Source organism: Streptomyces sp. TRD_SC_5, from assembly GCF_056836825.1.
The window spans coordinates 1912233-1930238 of sequence record NZ_JBWZZS010000001.1 but is presented as its reverse complement, the minus strand read 5'-3'; the positions used below and the strand labels follow the sequence as shown (position 1 = coordinate 1930238).

Annotated in this window: 18 protein-coding genes and 1 pseudogene; 9 read left to right on the top strand and 10 right to left on the bottom strand. The window is 70.1% G+C overall.

All coding sequences use genetic code 11. The features are described from left to right. The first annotated feature begins 54 nt into the window (after nt 1–54). On the top strand, nt 55–1506 hold the full coding sequence (locus tag AC1P0E_RS08860) for a PepSY-associated TM helix domain-containing protein (protein WP_482741610.1): 1452 nt from the start codon (nt 55–57) through the stop codon (nt 1504–1506). A gap of 63 nt (nt 1507–1569) precedes the next feature. Here AC1P0E_RS08860 and AC1P0E_RS08855 read toward each other — a convergent pair whose 3' ends face one another. Both AC1P0E_RS08855 and glnII read right to left on the bottom strand, forming a co-directional pair. Continuing rightward, entirely contained in the window at nt 1570–2139 is a 570-nt protein-coding gene (locus AC1P0E_RS08855; RefSeq protein ID WP_482741609.1) for a winged helix-turn-helix domain-containing protein, read from the bottom strand. A gap of 320 nt (nt 2140–2459) precedes the next feature. After that, nucleotides 2460–3491: a glutamine synthetase gene (glnII, locus tag AC1P0E_RS08850; protein ID WP_482741608.1), complete on the bottom strand. Its 1032-nt coding sequence runs from the start codon at nt 3489–3491 to the stop codon at nt 2460–2462. A gap of 185 nt (nt 3492–3676) precedes the next feature. On the opposite strand from glnII, the gene AC1P0E_RS08845 reads away from it, so the two are divergent. Beyond that, nucleotides 3677–4579: a Gfo/Idh/MocA family protein gene (locus tag AC1P0E_RS08845; RefSeq protein ID WP_482745696.1), complete on the top strand. Its 903-nt coding sequence runs from the start codon at nt 3677–3679 to the stop codon at nt 4577–4579. A gap of 292 nt (nt 4580–4871) precedes the next feature. Here the strand turns inward: AC1P0E_RS08845 and AC1P0E_RS08840 are convergent, their stop codons facing one another. Both AC1P0E_RS08840 and pdxR read right to left on the bottom strand, forming a co-directional pair. Then, nucleotides 4872–5525 carry a hypothetical protein gene (locus AC1P0E_RS08840; RefSeq protein ID WP_482741607.1) on the bottom strand — a complete coding sequence of 218 codons (654 nt, stop codon included), beginning with the start codon at nt 5523–5525 and terminating at the stop codon, nt 4872–4874. A 111-nt stretch (nt 5526–5636) separates the two neighbouring features. Then, nucleotides 5637–7067: a MocR-like pyridoxine biosynthesis transcription factor PdxR gene (pdxR, locus tag AC1P0E_RS08835; RefSeq protein WP_482741606.1), complete on the bottom strand. Its 1431-nt coding sequence runs from the start codon at nt 7065–7067 to the stop codon at nt 5637–5639. 47 nt (nt 7068–7114) lie between these two features. Between pdxR and AC1P0E_RS08830 the strand changes: the two genes are divergently transcribed. Next, nucleotides 7115–7606: a carboxymuconolactone decarboxylase family protein gene (locus tag AC1P0E_RS08830; protein ID WP_482741605.1), complete on the top strand. Its 492-nt coding sequence runs from the start codon at nt 7115–7117 to the stop codon at nt 7604–7606. A 36-nt stretch (nt 7607–7642) separates the two neighbouring features. Here the strand turns inward: AC1P0E_RS08830 and AC1P0E_RS08825 are convergent, their stop codons facing one another. Next, nucleotides 7643–8002: an arsenate reductase family protein gene (locus AC1P0E_RS08825; RefSeq protein ID WP_482741604.1), complete on the bottom strand. Its 360-nt coding sequence runs from the start codon at nt 8000–8002 to the stop codon at nt 7643–7645. A gap of 114 nt (nt 8003–8116) precedes the next feature. On the opposite strand from AC1P0E_RS08825, the gene AC1P0E_RS08820 reads away from it, so the two are divergent. The 5 genes and pseudogenes from AC1P0E_RS08820 to AC1P0E_RS08800 all read left to right on the top strand — a co-directional run. Then, nucleotides 8117–8389, top strand: a complete 273-nt coding sequence (locus tag AC1P0E_RS08820) for a hypothetical protein (protein ID WP_482741603.1) — start codon at nt 8117–8119, stop codon at nt 8387–8389. A 192-nt stretch (nt 8390–8581) separates the two neighbouring features. Beyond that, nucleotides 8582–9454: a HalD/BesD family halogenase gene (locus AC1P0E_RS08815; protein ID WP_482741602.1), complete on the top strand. Its 873-nt coding sequence runs from the start codon at nt 8582–8584 to the stop codon at nt 9452–9454. A 61-nt stretch (nt 9455–9515) separates the two neighbouring features. After that, a complete protein-coding gene (locus AC1P0E_RS08810; RefSeq protein WP_482741601.1) occupies nt 9516–10373 on the top strand; it encodes a class I SAM-dependent methyltransferase in 858 nt (285 codons plus the stop codon). Between the two features lie 62 nt (nt 10374–10435). Then, nucleotides 10436–12202 (top strand): choline/carnitine O-acyltransferase, encoded by a 1767-nt coding sequence (locus AC1P0E_RS08805; protein WP_482741600.1) that lies wholly within the window; start codon nt 10436–10438, stop codon nt 12200–12202. A 239-nt stretch (nt 12203–12441) separates the two neighbouring features. Then, nucleotides 12442–12558 (top strand): annotated as a pseudogene (locus AC1P0E_RS08800) (phosphotransferase); the annotation flags it as partial. Nucleotides 12559–12666: 108 nt separating this feature from the next. Here AC1P0E_RS08800 and glnA read toward each other — a convergent pair. Then, complete coding sequence (gene glnA, locus AC1P0E_RS08795; protein WP_482741599.1) at nt 12667–14076, bottom strand: type I glutamate--ammonia ligase; 1410 nt, start codon at nt 14074–14076, stop codon at nt 12667–12669. Between the two features lie 207 nt (nt 14077–14283). Here glnA and AC1P0E_RS08790 point away from each other — a divergent pair, with 207 nt between their 5' ends. Then, complete coding sequence (locus tag AC1P0E_RS08790; protein WP_482741598.1) at nt 14284–14751, top strand: RDD family protein; 468 nt, start codon at nt 14284–14286, stop codon at nt 14749–14751. A gap of 119 nt (nt 14752–14870) precedes the next feature. Here AC1P0E_RS08790 and AC1P0E_RS08785 read toward each other — a convergent pair whose 3' ends face one another. The 4 genes from AC1P0E_RS08785 to lipB all read right to left on the bottom strand — a co-directional run bounded on the left by AC1P0E_RS08785 (nt 14871) and on the right by lipB (nt 17939). Then, the gene (locus AC1P0E_RS08785) at nt 14871–15572 is read right to left on the bottom strand and encodes a DUF4191 domain-containing protein (protein WP_482741597.1); all 702 of its coding nucleotides are present in this window, start codon (nt 15570–15572) and stop codon (nt 14871–14873) included. Between the two features lie 10 nt (nt 15573–15582). Next, nucleotides 15583–15795, bottom strand: coding sequence for an SCO2195 family GlnR-regulated protein (locus AC1P0E_RS08780; RefSeq protein WP_482741596.1), 213 nt, complete (start codon nt 15793–15795; stop codon nt 15583–15585). Nucleotides 15796–16053: 258 nt separating this feature from the next. Continuing rightward, nucleotides 16054–17019 (bottom strand): lipoyl synthase, encoded by a 966-nt coding sequence (gene lipA / locus AC1P0E_RS08775; protein ID WP_482741595.1) that lies wholly within the window; start codon nt 17017–17019, stop codon nt 16054–16056. A gap of 122 nt (nt 17020–17141) precedes the next feature. Continuing rightward, on the bottom strand, nt 17142–17939 hold the full coding sequence (gene lipB, locus AC1P0E_RS08770; protein WP_482741594.1) for a lipoyl(octanoyl) transferase LipB: 798 nt from the start codon (nt 17937–17939) through the stop codon (nt 17142–17144). Between the last annotated feature and the right edge of the window lie 67 nt (nt 17940–18006).

Sequence of the window (18006 nt, the reverse complement as noted above, 5' to 3'; positions counted from 1 at the left end):
TCCCCATGCCCCGTGCATGCCCCACGTCACCAGTCGACAACTCCGAGGACAGTCATGGCCATTGACGACCCCGTACAGCCCGCACAAACGGATCCCGGCCCGGCGGCGCCCACAGCCGCCGGCGAACGCGCCACCACCTGGAGCGCCCTGCGCCCCCTCGTCCTGCGCGTCCACTTCTACGCGGGCCTGCTGATAGCCCCGCTCCTGCTCGTCGCCGCCGCCAGCGGACTGCTCTACGCCCTCTCCTTCCAGGCGGAGAAGTTCCTCTACAGCAACGAACTCGAAGTCCCGGTCGGCGACCGCTCCCTCCCACTCGGCGACCAGCTCGCTGCCGCCCGCAAGGCCCACCCCGAGGGCACAGTGACCGCCGTCTGGCCCTCCGCCGAGGACGGCGCGACGACCAGGGTGCTCATGACGTCACCCGAGGTCGAGGAGGGCAAGTCGCTCGCCGTCTTCGTCGACCCGTACACCGCCGAGGTACGGGGAGACCTGCCCAGCTACGGCAGCTCGGGCGCCCTGCCGCTGCGTACCTGGCTCGACGAACTCCACCGCGACCTGCACCTCGGCGACCTCGGCCGCCACTACAGCGAACTCGCCGCCAGCTGGCTGTGGGTCGTCGCACTCGGCGGCCTGCTGCTGTGGCTCGGACGCAGGCGCACGGCCAAGCGCGACCTGATCGTCCCCGAACGCGGGGCCAGGGGCCGCCGCAAGACGCTCTCCTGGCACGGCACCGTCGGCATGTGGGCGGTACTCGGACTCGTGCTCCTCTCGGCGACCGGCCTCACCTGGTCCCGGTACGCCGGCGAGAACATCGGCGCCGTACAGGACCAGCTCGGTGGCGCCACCCCCGTGGTCTCCGCCGCGCTGACCGAGGGCGCCGGTGACGGCGGCGAACACGAGGGCCACGGCGACAGCGGCACAGGCTCCCACGAGGGCATGGCCGGCATGGACGTCGGCATCGACAACGCGCTCGCGGCCGCCCGCCAGGCCGGGATCGACGGCAGGATGTCGGTGATCCTGCCGAGCGAGGGCAGCGGTTACGTCGTCAAGGAGACCGACACCCAGTTCCCCGTCCACCTGGACTCGGTCGCCGTCGACCCCGCCGACGGCACGGTCATCGACGAACTGCGCTTCGCCGACTACCCGCTGCTCGCCAAGCTCACCCGCTTCGGCATCGACGCCCACACCGGCGTCTTCCTCGGCCTCGCCAACCAACTCGCCCTGGCAGCCCTCGCGTTCGCCCTGATCATGCTGATCGTCTGGGGCTACCGCATGTGGTGGCTGCGCAGGCCGACGAAGGAGCGCAGGCTGAGCGCGGGCCGCCCGATGCCGCGCGGTGGCTGGCGGAAGGCGCCGGTCACGGCCCTGCTCCCGCTGGCGGCGCTCACCGCGCTGGCGGGCTGGTTCGTACCGCTGCTGGGCATCAGCCTGCTGGTGTTCCTGGCGGTGGACCTGCTGCTCGGGCTGGTGGCCAGGGTCCGCGCCCGTACGGGTACGGCGGCCTGACGGCGGCGGGGGCGGCCCGCGGCACTCTCGCCGCGGGCCGCCCCTTCGCCGTACCTCTCGGGCTCAGGGGGCGTACTTGTACCCCACCCGCCGCACCGTCTGGATCGTGGCGCGGTGCTCGGCGCCGAGCTTGCGGCGCAGCCGGGCGATGTGCACGTCGACGGTCCTGCCGTCGCCCACATGCCCGTAACCCCACACGGTCGTGACCAGCTGGTCGCGGGTGTGCACCCGGTCGGGGTGCGCCACCAGATGCGCGAGCAGTTCGAATTCGAGGTACGTGAGATCCAGCGTCCGCCCGTCCACGTCGGCGGTGCGCCGGGCCGCGTCGATCCGCACCGGACCGCCGGCCGGGGAGTCGTCCTCCCCGGCCGCAGCCGGCACGACGGCGGGCTGCTGATCGGCCGGTACGAGCACCAGGTAGCCGATCATCGGCGGCTGCCCCGGGAGGGTGGGCAGCGCGTGCTGGGGCGCGGGCAGCCAAGTGGCGCCCGGCGGAAGGAAGTCACCCACGTCGAGAGGCCTGCCGGTACGCACCACCTCGTCGTCCCGGTCGACGGCCCGCAGGCGGTGCCGGCCGATGGTGGGGGAGAGGGGCTGGGCAGGTACGGCGGAGAAAGTACGGGTGTTCGCCATGAGAGGTCAGCTCTTTCGCGCGAGGGAGTCGTCGAGGGACGTACTGCGTCGTGCGCGCTGGACCGAAGACCGGGGTGAACGGCTTTAGAGGGCCCGCGCGTTCGTCGCGCGACAACACACCCGGTCGAAGTCGTGATGCTGACGGGAAGGCCAGAACGGCTCGAGGTCGCTACGACCCGTGGCGGTGTGGTCCTGGTGGCTGGCCATGAGCCTATTGAAGCAGACGCCCGCCCACGACGGCACGCGAAGGGGGCACCCGCCGGACCGGCGGATGCCCCCATTTTTGCTTGCTGTTCTTTGCTTGCCGCTTGCTGTGCGGATCAGACCTGGCCGGCCTTCTCCAGCGCGGTGCAGCAGGTGTCGACGATCAGACGCGTGACGACGTACGGGTCGACGTTGGCGTTCGGGCGGCGGTCCTCGATGTAGCCCTTCTTCTCCTGCCCGACCTGCCACGGGATACGGACCGAGGCGCCGCGGTCGGAGACGCCGTAGCTGTACTCGTTCCACGGGGCGGTCTCGTGCAGACCGGTGAGGCGGTCGTCGATGCCCGCGCCGTAGTTCTTGACGTGGTCCATCGGCTTCGAGCCCTCGCCCAGCGACTCGCACGCGGTGATGATCGCGTCGTAACCCTCGCGCATCGCCTTCGTCGAGAAGTTGGTGTGCGCGCCCGCGCCGTTCCAGTCGCCCTTGACCGGCTTCGGGTCGAGGGTCGCGGAGACGTTGAAGTCCTCGGCGGTGCGGTAGAGCAGCCAGCGGGCGACCCACAGCTGGTCCGCGACCTCCAGCGGCGCCAGCGGTCCGACCTGGAACTCCCACTGGCCGGGCATGACCTCGGCGTTGATGCCGGAGATGCCGAGGCCGGCGGCGAGGCAGTGGTCGAGGTGCTTCTCGACGATCTCGCGGCCGAAGATCTCGTCGGCGCCGACGCCGCAGTAGTAACCGCCCTGGGCGGCCGGGAAGCCGTTGACCGGGAAGCCGAGCGGGCGCGAGCCGTCGAAGAAGGTGTACTCCTGCTCGATGCCGAAGATCGGCTCCTGGCCGGCGAACTGCTCGGCGACCGGACGCAGCAGAGCGCGCGTGTTGGACTCGTGCGGCGTCATGTCGATGTTCAGTACCTCGCACATGACGAGTACGTCGTCACCGCCGCGGATCGGGTCCGGGCAGGAGAACACCGGGTTCAGCACACGGTCGGACGCGTGGCCCACGGCCTGGTTGGTGCTGGATCCGTCGAAACCCCAGATAGGCAGCTCGGCGAGGTCCGCGGCAGAGCCGGGCATTATCTTCGTCTTCGAGCGAAGCTTGGCGGTCGGCTCGGTGCCGTCGATCCAGATGTACTCGGCCTTGAAGGTCACGGACGCCATCCTTTGTGGTGCTGCGGCTGCTGCTGCGGTACTGCGGCTTGTGAGGGCAGCTTCGCAAGCGCTGATTTCCCGTCCGTTGCCCGATTGTGAACCCCGTGTTACTCAGGTTTCCTGCGTAACACGAGCGCGTGGCACGAGCGTGGATCCGCTTCGTCGAGCCCGGCACACTGGCGGGCATGAGCGAATCGTTGATCAGGCCGCGCATCGGGCTTCTCGGCACCGGCCCCTGGGCGGCCGGCACCCACGCACCGGCGCTCGCAGCGCATCCCGATGTCGACTTCGCGGGGGTGTGGGGCCGCAGGCCCGAGGCGGCCGCCGCGCTCGCCACCGCCCACGGCACCATCCCGTACGTCGACGTCGACGCCCTCTTCGCGGCGTGCGACGCGGTCGCGATCGCCCTGCCGCCGGACGTCCAGGCCCCGCTGGCGGTTCGGGCCGCGGCGGCCGGGTGTCACTTGCTGCTGGACAAGCCGCTGGCGACGACCGTGGCGGGGGCGCGGGAGGTCGTCGAGGCGACCGAGAAGGCGGACGTGACGTCGGTGATCTTCTGCACGCTGCGCTTCGCGACCGGCACGACGGAGTGGATCGCCGGGCAGGCGGCGGCGGGCGGCTGGTTCACGGCGCACGCGCGGTGGCTCGGCGCGCTGTACTCGCCGGGCGCGGACAGTCCGTACGCCGCGTCGCCGTGGCGGGGCGAGAAGGGCGCGCTGTGGGACGTCGGACCGCACGCCCTGTCCGTACTCCTGCCGGTCCTCGGCGACGTTACGTCGACGACCGCGGCGCGGGGCCCCGGGGACACGGTCCACCTCGTACTGCGCCACACCACGGAGGCATCGAGCACGGTCACGCTGAGCCTGAGCGCACCGGTGGGTGCGGTAGGCGCGACGGTGGAGCTGCGGGGCACGACGGGTGTGGCCGAGCTGCCGTCGTGGGGGGACGGGGTCACGTCCTTCGGCGCAGCAGTCGACGCGCTGCTGCACGCCGTACGTACCGGAGAACCGCACCCGTGCGACGCGGGGTTCGGCCTGCGCCTCACGGAGATCCTCGCCGACGCGGAAACCCAACTGACCCACCGCTGAGCGCAGTTGTGCCTACCCGTACCTGTGCGCTGTCCTCGATCGCAGGACGCGAACGTGACTCTCCGACGGCCCCGGCCTGGCAAACGGGCCTGCCCCTCGATGTCCCGCCCGGGCCCGCCTTCCGCACCGGCCCGTGCGTCTGGCCGGGTTCACTTCTGCGGGCGGCTCGTGCGTCTGGGGCGCAGCCCCTCACGCGGCGGAGCCGCACAAGGTCACAGCGGTCACAGCGGGAGGGGGCGGGGTGGGGAAAGGGAAACGCCCGCCCCGAACACCCGCCCCGCCCAGCGCGCTTCTAGCCCACACGCTCGATCCGCGCGTTCCGGATCAGGAACTTGCCCGGCTCCCGCACCTGTTCGAACGCCGCGTTGTTGAGCAGCGCGCAGCTGCCCGAAGCCGAAGTAACCTCCACCGTCGTCGACTTGGCGTTGTCGAGGTTGGTGACCTTCAGCTGGGTTCCGACCGGGAACTCCCCGCTGGAGGCAGCAGGAGCCCCGCCCTCACCGGACAGCGTGACGGTGGACCCCGCACAGACCACTTCGCCGACCGCTCCCTCACCCGCGGCGCCCTCCGCCGGCGGAGCGGTCTCCTCGGCCGGCGGCGCCGGCTCTTCGCCAGGCGGGGCAGTCTCGTCCGCCGGCGGAGCGGGCGGCGCGGCCGCATCGTCCGGCGGGGCCGCCGCGTCACACCCGGCCGCCTCCTGCTGACGCCCGATCTGCTCGATGACGGCCTCCCGGTTGGCGATCCGCGCCTCCGACTGCGCATCCGGATTGGCCCGCTGCCCGGCGATGAACTGCTCGTTGTTGCTCAGCGCGGTGGCCAGCCCGTCACAGGCCACCGAGGCCTGGCTCGTACCGGTCATCACCACGGCGGTACCCGCCACCAGCGCGGCGGCGCCCGCCAGCAGGGCGATCTTCTTCTTACGGCTGAGGGACTTCTTGCGCGACACGTGCGACTCCTGTCCGCGGCCGTGTGCACCACGCCCGCATGGGTTTCCGTGTGCCGTTACGTACGAGTAGCAACCCCATCCGTCTCATCAACCCCAGCAACAACTTCCGTATCAGGCAGGCGGCAACGCCCGGCACAGCGCGTCGAGCGCCCCCGTGTACGCGTGCTCGGCCGGCGTCGAATACCCCACGACCAGCCCGTCGCGCCCACCGTCGCCGCCGCTCCCCGCGCCCGAGACCCCACTGTCCGGATGCCGGTAGCCGGACAGCCCCTCCACCGCCAGCCCCTGCCATGCCGCCGCCTTCACCACCGCCCGTTCGGTACCGGGCGGCAGCTCCAGCACGGCGTGCAGACCGGCCGCGATCCCCGTCACCCGCACGTGCGGAGCACGCTCGGCCAGTACCGCGACCAACTGGTCGCGCCTGCGCCGGTGGCGCAGCCTCATCCGCCGCACATGACGGTCGTACGCCCCACACTCGACGAAGTCCGCCAGCGTCAGCTGCTCCGTCGCGCTCGACCACTGCTCACGCTCGCCCTTCGCCGCCACGACCCCGTCCATGAGCCGCTCGGGCAGCACCATCCAGCCGATCCGCAGCGTCGGCGACAGGCTCTTGCTGACCGACCCGATCAGCACCACATGGTCCGGGTCGAGCCCCTGCACGGCGCCCACGGGCTGCCGGTCGTAACGGAACTCGCCGTCGTAGTCGTCCTCCAGTACCAGCCCGCCCGTCGCCCGCGCCCAGTCCACGACGGCCGCGCGCCGCTCCGGCCCCAGCGGCCCGCCGGTCGGGAACTGGTGGGCGGGAGTGAGCAGTACGGTCCCGGGCCCGTCCAGCTCACCCACCCGCGCCCCGTCCGCGTCGACCCCCACCGGCACGGTACGTACGCCTTCGTCCGCCAGCAGCGCCCGATGGAACGGCAGCCCGTACGCCTCCACCGCCCACGGCCCGCCCACCACCCGGGCCAGCAGCCGCAGCGCGTGCGCGGCCCCCGAGCACAGCACGATCCGCCCGGCGTCCGCCCGTACCCCGCGCACCCGCGCCAGATACTCCGCCAGTGCCTGCCGCAGCTCCGCCCTGCCCCGCGGATCACCGGCCCCGAAAGCGTCGTTGGGCGCGGCGGTCAGCGCCCGGCGGGCCGAGGCGAGCCAGGCGCTGCGCGGGAAGGCGGAGGGGTCCGGTCTGCCCTGGACCAGGTCGTACGTCGGAAGGGAGGCCCGCGCGGGCGTGCGGGCCCGCCGGGCGGGCGCGGCCGGCACCGCGCGCTGTGCGACGCGGGTCCCGGACCCCTGCCTGGCCGTCAGCCAGCCCTCGGCGACCAGTTCGGCGTACGCGTCGGCGACCGTGTTGCGGGCGAGCCCGAGGTCGGCGGCGAGCGAACGGTACGGGGGCAACCGCGTCCCCGGGGCGAGCCGCCCGCCGCGAATCGCCTCACGCAGCGCCCGCATGAGCACGGCGCGCCGGCTGCCGGGACCGGCGGTCTCCAGCTCCAGATGCAGATCGCTGCCGAGCCCCTCCGCGGAATTGACCCAGGATTCTGCCATTCGAATGCACCTCTGCTCCGGTCGCCTGCGCCAATAGAGTCGTACACATGACGACGACAGAGATCAAGCAGACGCCCGCCACCACCTCTCCCCGCCTCAACTTCGCCAAGTCCGCCCCCAAGGCGTTCCGGGCCGTGATCGGCCTCGACGCCGCCGCCCGCGAGGGACTCGACCCGACGCTGGTGGAACTGGTCCAGATCCGTTCCTCGCACCTCAACCACTGCGCGTACTGCCTGCACATGCACACCTCCGACGCGCGCAAGGCGGGCGAGAGCGAGGAGCGGCTGCACATGGTCGCGGTGTGGAAGGAGGCCAAGCACTTCTTCACCGAGAAGGAGCAGGCGGCGCTGGCCCTCACGGACGCGGTCACACTGATCGCGGACGGCGGTCTTCCGGACGACGTGTACGCACGGGCGTCGGCCCACTTCGAGGACCAGGAACTGGCTCAGCTCCTGGCCCTGATCTTCACGATCAACACGTGGAACCGCATTGCTCTGGCCACCGCGAAGACGGCAGGCGAGGACGAACGAACGTCCTGACCAGGAAGCGCCATGACCCTCAGCACGCCATGACCCTCAGCGCGCCATGGCGTCCCGCACCGCCTCGTCCGTACGTGCCACCACGGCCGTACCGTCCTGCGCCGTGATGATCGGCCGCTGGATCAGCTTCGGGTGCTCGGACAGCGCAGCGATCCACCGGTCCCGCGAACCGGCGTCCCGCGCCCAGTCCTTGAGCCCCAGCTCCTTTGCCGCCGCCTCCTGCGTGCGCGTGATGTCCCACGGCTCGAGCCCGAGCCGCTCCAGCACCGCACGGATCTCGTCCTCGGTCGGTACGTCCTCGAGGTAGCGGCGCACGGTGTAATCGGCACCTTCCTCGTCCAGCAGATGCAGCGCGCTGCGGCACTTCGAACACGCGGGATTGATCCAGATCTCCATGACCACAACGGTACCTCCAGGCTCCTGTCAAACACCGCCTGGCCAGGGCCGATTGTCAGTGGTGGGCAGTAAAATCGAGGTAGTCAGAGAGGGTTCCCGACCCGCCTCAGGAGGATGCCCATGGCCGCAGCCGCACTGTTCTCGATCGCACCGCAGCCCCTGTCGAAGACCCCACTGCCGGCCGGCCGGCCGCGCGCGTGGTACGAGACGCACAACCGTCGCCTCAAGGCCATGCGCCTGACCATCGCACTGCTCGACACGGGTGTGTACCACCCGGCGCAGGCGCCCAACCGCAAGATACGCAGCACCGCGGAGCGCATCGGCATTCACCCGCCGTCGGACACGACCTGCCGGATGGTGCGCACCCTGATCCGCTACGGCCGCTAGACCGGGGCCGGTGGGGGCGGGCCTTCGGTACATACGACCGACGGCCCGCCCCTCACCGGCGCTCCGACCCTGGTACCGGCTCGCGTGTGCCGCGTGGGCGCAGTGTGACGGATCACAGAGCCCTTCAACTCCGCTACTGATCAGTAGAGTTGCTCCGCCAGCACGGTCTGCCCGCATGTGGAGAGGGATCGAATGAGCATTCTGGAAGCCACAACCCTTGACCAGGTGGTCGACACAGCCCGATATCCCCTGTCCCGGCCCGACAGCGCGGAGGGGCAGGAAGTGGTCTCCCGTGCCCGGCGCGAACTGTCGGCTATTGGCTGCACCGTGCTGCCCGACTTCGTCCGCCCGTCGCTCCGCGACGTTCTGTGCCAGGAGTGCGCTGCCATCGCCCCCCGCGCGTACTCAGACGTCGAAACGGTCAACGTCTACAACATCGCGGTGGACTCGGCGGACCTGCCGCAGGACCACCCCGGCCGCAGGACCTTCCAGCGGGGCAACGCGTTCGTCGCGCGGGACCGCATCCCCGCGAATGCCCTGATCAGCCGGCTCTACTCCGACACGGCGTTCCAGCAGTTCGTCGCGCGATGCTTCGGCCTGCCGAAGCTCCACGAGCTGGCGGACCCGCTCTCCGGTCTGGTTCTCAACGTCGTGGCGCCCGGCATGGAGCACCCCTGGCACTTCGACACCAACGAGTTCACGGTCAGCATGCTCACCCAGGAGCCCCGGTCCGGCGGGGACTTCGAGTACTGCCCGAACATCAGATCCGCACACGACGAGAGCTTCGACGACGTCCGGGACGTACTGGACGGCCGTGGCGAGCGCCTGACCCGGAGCCTCCCCCTGCGGCCGGGCGACCTGCAGCTGTTCAAGGGCCGCTACTCGTTGCACCGCGTGAGCCCCGTACGCGGCGAAGCCGCCCGCCACTCCGCGATATTCGCCTACAGCGAGCGCCCCGGCGTCATCGGAAGCGTGGCCCGCACCCGCCAGCTCTTCGGCCGGGTACTGCCCGAACACCTGGCGTCCGAAGGCCGGGCCGTCCGGGGCGACCGACTACTGGACTAGCGACTCCGCGTACCACGCGCCACTCTCCGCACGTCTGCCGATCCACGGAGGAGTAAGCCCTGTGCGTTTCGACGCGACCGGAAAAGTCTCGCTCGACCACATCTACACGCAGCCCGATCCGCGCACCTACTTCAGCGTGCTGCGCCCCCTCGGTTACTGCGTTCCACAACTGGCCAAGCCCTACTTCGCGAAGCTCATCAAGGAGTACCGGGAGGCCCGGCAGGTCGAGGTCCCGAGCGTGCTGGACATCGGCTGCTCGTACGGAATCAACGCCGCCCTGCTGAAGTACGACGCGACCATGGACGAGCTGTACGAACGCTACGCCGGCACCGGAGCCGGCACCGGAGCCGCGAGCCGCGAGGACCTGCTGGCGAACGACCGCGAACTGTCCCGCTCGCGCCACCCCGCACGCGGCATCCGCTTCGTCGGCCTGGACGCCTCCTCCAGCGCGCTGTCCTACGCCCTCGACGCCGGATTCCTCGACGACGCGGTGAACGCGGACCTGGAGGAGCGCGACCCCACGCCACGCCAGCACGCCCAGCTCGCCGGTACGGACCTGGTGATCTCGACCGGCTGCCTCGGCTACGTAACCGAGCGGACCCTCACCCGCGTCGTCCGGGCGCAGGGCGACCGCCGGCCCTGGATGGTGCACTTCGTGCTGCGGATGTTCCCGTTCGACCCCGTCGAGCGCGCGCTGGCGGGGCTGGGCTACCGGACCGTCCGAGCAGCGGAGCTGTTCAAACAGCGGCGCTTCGCCTCCCCGCAGGAACAGGCGCTCGTACTCGACAAGATGTCGGCCGTCGGCGTGGATGCCCGGGGTCTGGAGGCGGAAGGCTGGCTGTACGCACAGCTCTACCTCTCCCGGCCCGCCGACGAGGACCCGACAGGCCCCCACAACCCGAATCGAGAGCGGATTTGAACACCAGCCAGGAAACGGCAGTAACCCCGGCGACCTTCTCCCAGGAGTACAGCCTGCCCCGCGTGCCACTCCCCGCAGTGGAGGCGAGCTGCGAGAGGTTCCTCGCCTGGTGCGGGCCTCTGCTGACCACCGAGGAGCGGGCGGCGACCGAGGCGGAGGTGGCCGCCTTCCTCCGCCCCGACGGCCCCGGCCGGGTTCTGCACAGGGCTCTGGAGGAGTACGACGCCACCGACGGCGTACACAGCTGGCTCGACACCTTCTGGCCGTACCGCTATCTGGGCCGCCGGGACCGGATCGCCCTCAACGCCAACTTCTTCTTCCTCTTCCAGGACTCGGACGAGGAGCAGACGGAGCGGGCGGCCGGACTCATCGCGGGTGCCCTCAACTTCAAGAGCCGACTGGACCAGGAAATGATCCCGCCGGTAACGCAGCGCGATCGGCCCCAGTCGATGGTGCAGAACAAATACCTGTTCTCCGCCACACGCATCCCCGGGGCGGAACAGGACACCGTCCGCAGCCCCTATTCCGAGGCGTCGCCCGGCCCGTCCGACGCCCGGCACATCGTGGTGTTCCACCGGGGCGGCATGTTCCGGCTCGACGTAATCGGCGAGGACGGTGTGCCGCACAGCCTGGACGACCTGCGCTCGGGCCTGCGCGCCGTCATGAAGGCGGGCGCCGAACCGCCCGCCCCCGACACGGCGGTCGGCCACCTCACCACCATGGCCCGAGCGGAGTGGGCGGCCGCCCGGCAGTCGCTGCTCGCCCGCCACCCCCGCAACGCGGAGGCGCTGAACACCGTCGAGACCGCCCTGTTCTGCCTCTCCCTCGAAGACTTCGCACCGGAGTCGACGCAAGAGGCCTGCGACGAGCTGCTCTACGGCGACCGGGGCAACCGCTGGTTCGACAAGGCCCTGACCTTCATCGTCTTCGCCGACGGCCGCGCGGGCATCAACGTCGAGCACTGCGAGCTGGACGGCACCACCATCCTCAGCTTCACCGACGCCCTCCTGAGCACCCCCGCCGACGAGCACTCCCGCCGGTCCGGGGCCCGCACCCAGGGCCCGCCCGCCCCCGCCCCCATCACGTTCGACCTGAACGACACCCTCCGCGCCCAGGTACGCTCCGCCGCCGAGGCCTTCACGGCGTACGGGAAGAACACCGCCACCAGCACCGTCTCCTTCGAGGACTTCGGCGCCGACACGGCCAAGGCGCTGCGCGTCTCACCCGACGCGTTCGTCCAGGTCGCCTACCAACTGGCCCACCAGCGCGCGAAGGGCCACCTGGGCGCCACGTACGAGTCGATCGCCACCCGGCAGTACCGGCACGGCCGCACCGAGGCGATGCGCGTGGTCACCCGCGAGATGCAGACCTTCGTAACAGCGATGAACGACCCGTCGGCGGACGCCGGAACGAGACGCACCGCGTTCCGCGCCGCGGCCGCGCAGCACGTCGCACGCGCGAAGGAATGCCAGGCCGGCCAGGCCCCCGAGCAGCACCTGTGGGAACTGGAACTGATCCAGCGCCGCCGAGGCCCGGCCCTGGGCGTAACCGAACAACCGGCCCTCTACCGCACCCCGGGCTGGCTGAAGATGCGCGACGACTACCTCAGCACCAGCTCGGCCCCCTCGGCCAACATCCAGTACTTCGGCTTCGGCTCCACGAGCCCCCGCTGCATCGGCGTCGCCTACGTCCTGCTGCCCCACCGCTTCAACCTCTACCTGAGCACCCCACGCCCGGTGGCCCCCCAAATGCACACCTTCGCCACCGAACTCCGCCGCGCCGTCACCGAACTGCGCGAACTGCTCGCGTCCGAGAGGCGGTCGGTCTGAGTCGCTCCGCGCTGCGCTCGACAGCATCCAACGCTCCACCCCACCAGAGCGTCCGGCGATCGGATGGCGCCCCATGAGCACAGGGCAGATGCATCCCGGCCGGCACCCCGGGGCGGAGCCGGCGACGTATCGCTGGAGCAGGACTGGCTGCCCCGCCTCGCGCCCCGGCTCGCGCCCCGGCTGCCCACGGCCGTCCCCGAAGTGCCCGGCGCCGGGCAGCCGGCCGAGGGGTATCCGTCGGCCGGGGCCGGACGCTCTCGCAGGCGCTGATCGCGCTGCCGTACTACCGGAGGACGAACCCGGCAAGGGCGCACAACGCCCGGCACGTGATCCGGACGGTGCTGGGAGAGTCCTGAGGCCCGGCACGAAAATGGCCGTCGGCCGTGCCTTCCGGTGAGGGAAGGCACGGCCGACGGCCCACGGACGGCTCAGGCGAGCGGAAAGCCGCTCTGCCCGCGGCAGTCCTAGAGGTCGAAGTAGAGCTCGAACTCGTGCGGGTGCGGGCGGAGCTGGATCGGGGCGATCTCGTGCACGCGCTTGTAGTCGATCCACGTCTCGATCAGGTCGGGGGTGAAGACACCGCCGGCCAGCAGGTAGTCGTGGTCCGCCTCGAGGGCGTCGAGGACGGCCGGGAGCGAGGTCGGGACCTGCTGGACGTTCGCGTGCTCCTCGGGAGCCAGCTCGTACAGGTCCTTGTCGATCGGCTCGGCCGGCTCGATCTTGTTCTTCACGCCGTCCAGGCCCGCCATCAGGAGCGCCGAGAACGCGAGGTACGGGTTCGAGGACGGGTCCGGGGCGCGGAACTCGACGCGCTTGGCCTTCGGGTTCGAGCCCGTGATCGGGATACGCATGGCAGCCGAGCGGTTGCGCTGCGAGTAGACCATGTTGACCGGGGCCTCGAAGCCGGGCACCAGGCGGTGGTACGAGTTCACCGTCGGGTTCGTGAAGGCGAGGAGGGAGGGGGCGTGCTTCAGGATGCCGCCGATGTAGTAGCGCGCCATGTCCGAGAGGCCCGCGTAACCCTGCTCGTCGTAGAACAGCGGGTTGCCGCCGGACCACAGGGACTGGTGGACGTGCATGCCCGAGCCGTTGTCACCGAAGATCGGCTTCGGCATGAAGGTCGCGGTCTTGCCGTTGCGCCACGCGACGTTCTTCACGACGTACTTGAAGAGCATCAGGTCGTCGGCCGCGGCGAGCAGCGTGTTGAACTTGTAGTTGATCTCGGCCTGGCCGGCCGTGCCGACCTCGTGGTGCTGGCGCTCGACCTGGAGGCCGTTGCGGTCCAGCTCCATGGAGATCTCGGCACGCAGGTCGGCGAAGTGGTCGACCGGCGGAGTGGGGAAGTAGCCACCCTTGTAGCGGACCTTGTAGCCGCGGTTGTTCTCGACCGCACCGGTGTTCCAGGCGCCGGCCTCGGAGTCGATGTGGTAGAAGGACTCGTTCGCGGAGGTCTGGAAGCGCACGTTGTCGAACACGTAGAACTCGGCCTCGGGGCCGAAGTACGCCGTGTCGGCGATGCCGGTGGACGTCAGGTACGCCTCGGCCTTCTTCGCCACGTTCCGCGGGTCACGGCTGTACTGCTCGCCCGTGATCGGGTCGTGGATGAAGAAGTTGATGTTGACCGTCTTGTCCTTGCGGAACGCGTCCACACGGGCGGTCGACAGGTCCGCGCGGAGCGCCATGTCGGACTCGTGGATGGCCTGGAAGCCGCGGATCGACGATCCGTCGAAGGCCAGCTCCTCGTTCGGGTCGAACGCCGCGGCCGGGATCGTGAAGTGCTGCATCACTCCGGGCAGGTCGCAGAACCGGACGTCGACGAACTTGACGTCTTCGTCGGCGATGAACTTCTTCGCGTCGTCGGCGTTCTGGAACATCCAACTCCTCCTACTCCCACCCGGTGGGGATGGGGTTGCAGCTCTCCGTGCGGCCAGTGCGGTGGCACACGCTGGACCCGACCATAGGCAGACCGGATTTCTCAAGCATGACCCATTTGTTTCGCGCAAGTTAACCGGACCGGCTCCGGACCCGCTGAGAAGGGCCCGACCTCCAGGGTACGAAAGCGGTCGCAGTACCTTGTACGGGTGGACAACAGGCAAGCAATCGGATCGTGGCTCTCCGGGCCGGGCGAAGCCGCCAAGGAGATGGGTGCCGTCACCGAGTACCGGGGCGAGCGGCTCGGACTCCCGGAGCAGGGGCCGGGGGCCATCGCCCCGCTCGGCCGGCGTTTCGGCGCCCTCTTCGTCGACTGGACCCTGTGCATGCTCATCGCATACGGGCTGCTCACGGGTGGTAACGGCCAGGCGGCGGGCAACTGGGCGCTGGGCGTCCTGCTCGTCCTGAGCGTGCTCACCGTCGGAACGGTCGGCTCCACCCCCGGCAAGCGCCTCTTCGGCCTGCGCGTGGTCGCGGAGAACGGCGGCCGCCTCGGCCTCTTCCGCGTCCTCGTCCGCAGCGTCCTGCTGTGCCTCGCCATCCCGGCCCTGGTCTGGGACCGCGACGGCCGCGGCCTGCACGACCGCCTCGCCCGCGCCGTCCAGGTCAGGATCTGAACGAGAAGCGACGGAAAGACCAGAAAGAAAGGGCGGTCCGGAACCTCTCGGTTCCGGACCGCCCTTCGGCGTATGTCGTATTCGTAAGTCGTATTCGTATGTCGTACGGGAGAGGAAAGTCAGCGCATCTTTCCGCGCGGCATCCGGCCGCCCTTGGGCATCGGACCCTTCGGTAGCGGCATGTTCGACATCAGGTCGCCCATCGCGCGCAGGCGGTCGTTGGTGGTCGTCACCTGGGGGCCCGTGAGGACGCGCGGCAGCTTGAGCATCGTGGTGCGCAGCTTCTTCAGCGGCACCTGACCCTCGTCGTTGCCGATCATGATGTCGTGGACGGGTACGTCGACCACGATCCGCGCCATCTTCCTCTTCTCGGCTGCCAGCAGGGTCTTCAGCCGGTTCGGGTTGCCCTCGGCCACCAGGACGATGCCGGCCTTGCCGACCGCCCGGTGCACGACGTCCTGGTTGCGGTTCATCGCCACCGCCGGAGTCGTCGACCAGCCGCGGCCGACGTTCTGCAGGACGGAGGCCGCAGCGCCCGGCTGTCCCTCCATCTGTCCGAAAGCCGCTCGCTCGGCGCGGCGTCCGAAGACGATCGCCATCGCGAGGAAGGCCAGCAGGAAGCCCAGAATGCCCAGATAGACCGGGTGATCGATCAAGAAGCCGATCGCGAGGAAGACACCGAAGGTGACGATGCCCACGCCCGCGAGAACGAGACCGATCTTCGAGTCGGCCCGCCGGGTCATCTTGTAGGTCAGGGCAATCTGCTTGAGTCGCCCGGGGTTCGCAGTGTCCGCGTTGTCTGCGCGTTCCTTCCTCGCCATGCTGTGAAGTTTACGTTGCCTGGGAAGTCCGGCCCGCCACGGCCTCCAGTACGTGCTGAGCCTCGACCCTGTCCTTGGCCCTGCGCCGGTCTTCGAGCACCGACGTCCAGGCGTTGCGGCGCGCGGTGCGCTGTCCGCCGCCCATGAGCAGGGACTCGACGGCGCGCAGAGCGTCGGTGACGGACGGGATGGCGGTAGCGCGGACGGGTGTCGCGGCCTGCATGGTGTGGGTCCCCCCTCGGAGCGGTGACTCGGGAACGGGCGGGTGCGCGGGAGCGGCGAGTGCGGCGATTGCAGCTGTGCGTAAACCTAGGGTCACTGATTGGTGTTACCAGCGCATGACCGGGCGGTCAAACACCCATGAACCCTTGACACGTACGGCTGAAACAACGGCGCGGCCCGTACGGTCCCCCCACCTGCGGGGACGGTACGGGCCGCGCCGTCTCGGCCATTACTGGCCAGTAATCACTTGTGCCGGGATTCACACGGCCTGGGCGGCCGCCACTTTCTCGCGCCGCTCCATCGCCTGGCCGAACAGCCGGCCCGCGCGGTACGACGAACGGACCAGCGGCCCGGACATCACACCGGAGTAGCCGATCTCCTCGGCCTCCTTCTGAAGCTCCACGAACTCGTGCGGCTTCACCCAGCGCTCGACCGGGTGGTGACGCGGCGAGGGGCGCAGGTACTGCGTGATCGTGATGAGCTCGCAACCCGCGTCGTACAGGTCCTGGAGCGCCTGGGTGACCTCTTCGCGCTCCTCGCCCATGCCGAGGATGAGGTTCGACTTGGTGACAAGCCCGGCCTCGCGGGCGCGCGTGATCACTTCCAGCGAACGCTCGTAGCGGAAGCCGGGGCGGATGCGCTTGAAGATGCGCGGCACCGTCTCGACGTTGTGCGCGAGCACCTCCGGGCGGGACGAGAAGACCTCGGCCAGCTGCTCGGGGACCGCGTTGAAGTCGGGGATGAGGAGCTCGACCTTGGTACGGCCGGCCTCGCGCTCCGCGGTCATCGCGTGGATCTGGCGCACGGTCTCCGCGTACAGCCAGGCGCCGCCGTCCTCCAGGTCGTCGCGCGCGACGCCCGTGATGGTGGCGTAGTTCAGGTCCATCGTGACGACGGACTCACCCACGCGGCGCGGCTCGTCCAGGTCGAGCGCGGCGGGCTTGCCGGTGTCGATCTGGCAGAAGTCACAGCGCCGGGTGCACTGGTCGCCGCCGATGAGGAAGGTGGCCTCGCGGTCCTCCCAGCATTCGTAGATGTTCGGACAGCCGGCCTCCTGGCACACCGTGTGCAGTCCTTCGCTCTTCACGAGCGCCTGCATCTTGGTGTACTCGGGGCCCATCTTCGCCCGGGTCTTGATCCACTCGGGCTTGCGCTCGATGGGCGTCTGGCTGTTCCGGACCTCCAGGCGCAGCATCTTGCGTCCGTCGGGTGCGACTGCGGACACGTCCGGCTCCCTACGACTTCGATTCTTCGGCGCCCACCAGGGTACGCCCGATATTTGTATGGCGATTACGTCTCGCCAACCCATGGCCAGCGGTCCGCATTCCCCGGGCGCCGGACGAGGGGCTACACGGTGGCCGTCTCGACGGGGCGAGGGGCCGGGTCCGCGTTCTCCAGTACGTCCCGCAAGTGCTTCTCCACGACCGGCAGCACCTCGTCGATGGTGACATCGCGGCCCAGCTCGCCCGCGAGCGAGGCGACGCCCGCGTCGCGGATGCCGCACGGCACGATCCGGTCGAACCAGGTGTTGTCCGGGTTCACGTTCAGCGCGAAGCCGTGCATCGTGACGCCCTTGGCGACGCGGATGCCGATGGCGGCGAGCTTGCGGTCCTCGCGGCGCTGGCCGGCGTTCGACGGGGCGTATTCCGGGCCGTTCAGCCTCGGGTCGAACTCCTCGTCCTGGAGTCGCGGGTCGAAGTCCAGGGAGAGCCCGCCGACCGACGGCCGCTGCTCCACCGGGTCGCCCAGAACCCACACGCCGCTTCGGCCCTCGACCCGGCTCGTCTCCACGCCGAAGTCGGCGCACGTACGGATCAGGGCGTCCTCGAGGCGGCGTACGTGCGCCACCACGTCGACCGGGCGCGGCAGCTTCATGATCGGGTAGCCGACGAGCTGGCCGGGGCCGTGCCAGGTGATCTTGCCGCCGCGGTCCACGTCCACGACGGGGGTGCCGTCCAGCGGGCGCTCACTGTCCTGCGTACGCCGTCCGGCCGTGTAGACCGGCGGGTGCTCGAGAAGCAGGCAGGTGTCCGGGACCTCGTCCGCGAACCGCGCCGCGTGCACCTCGCGCTGCTTCTGCCACGCCTCCTGGTATTCGACCGCTTGCTCACCGAACCCCAGTCGGACAAACCGCAGCTCACTCACGGCAACGCCTCCCTAGAACCAACACCCGGCACGTTTCGCGCGCCTCAGCCACTGTACGACCGCGACG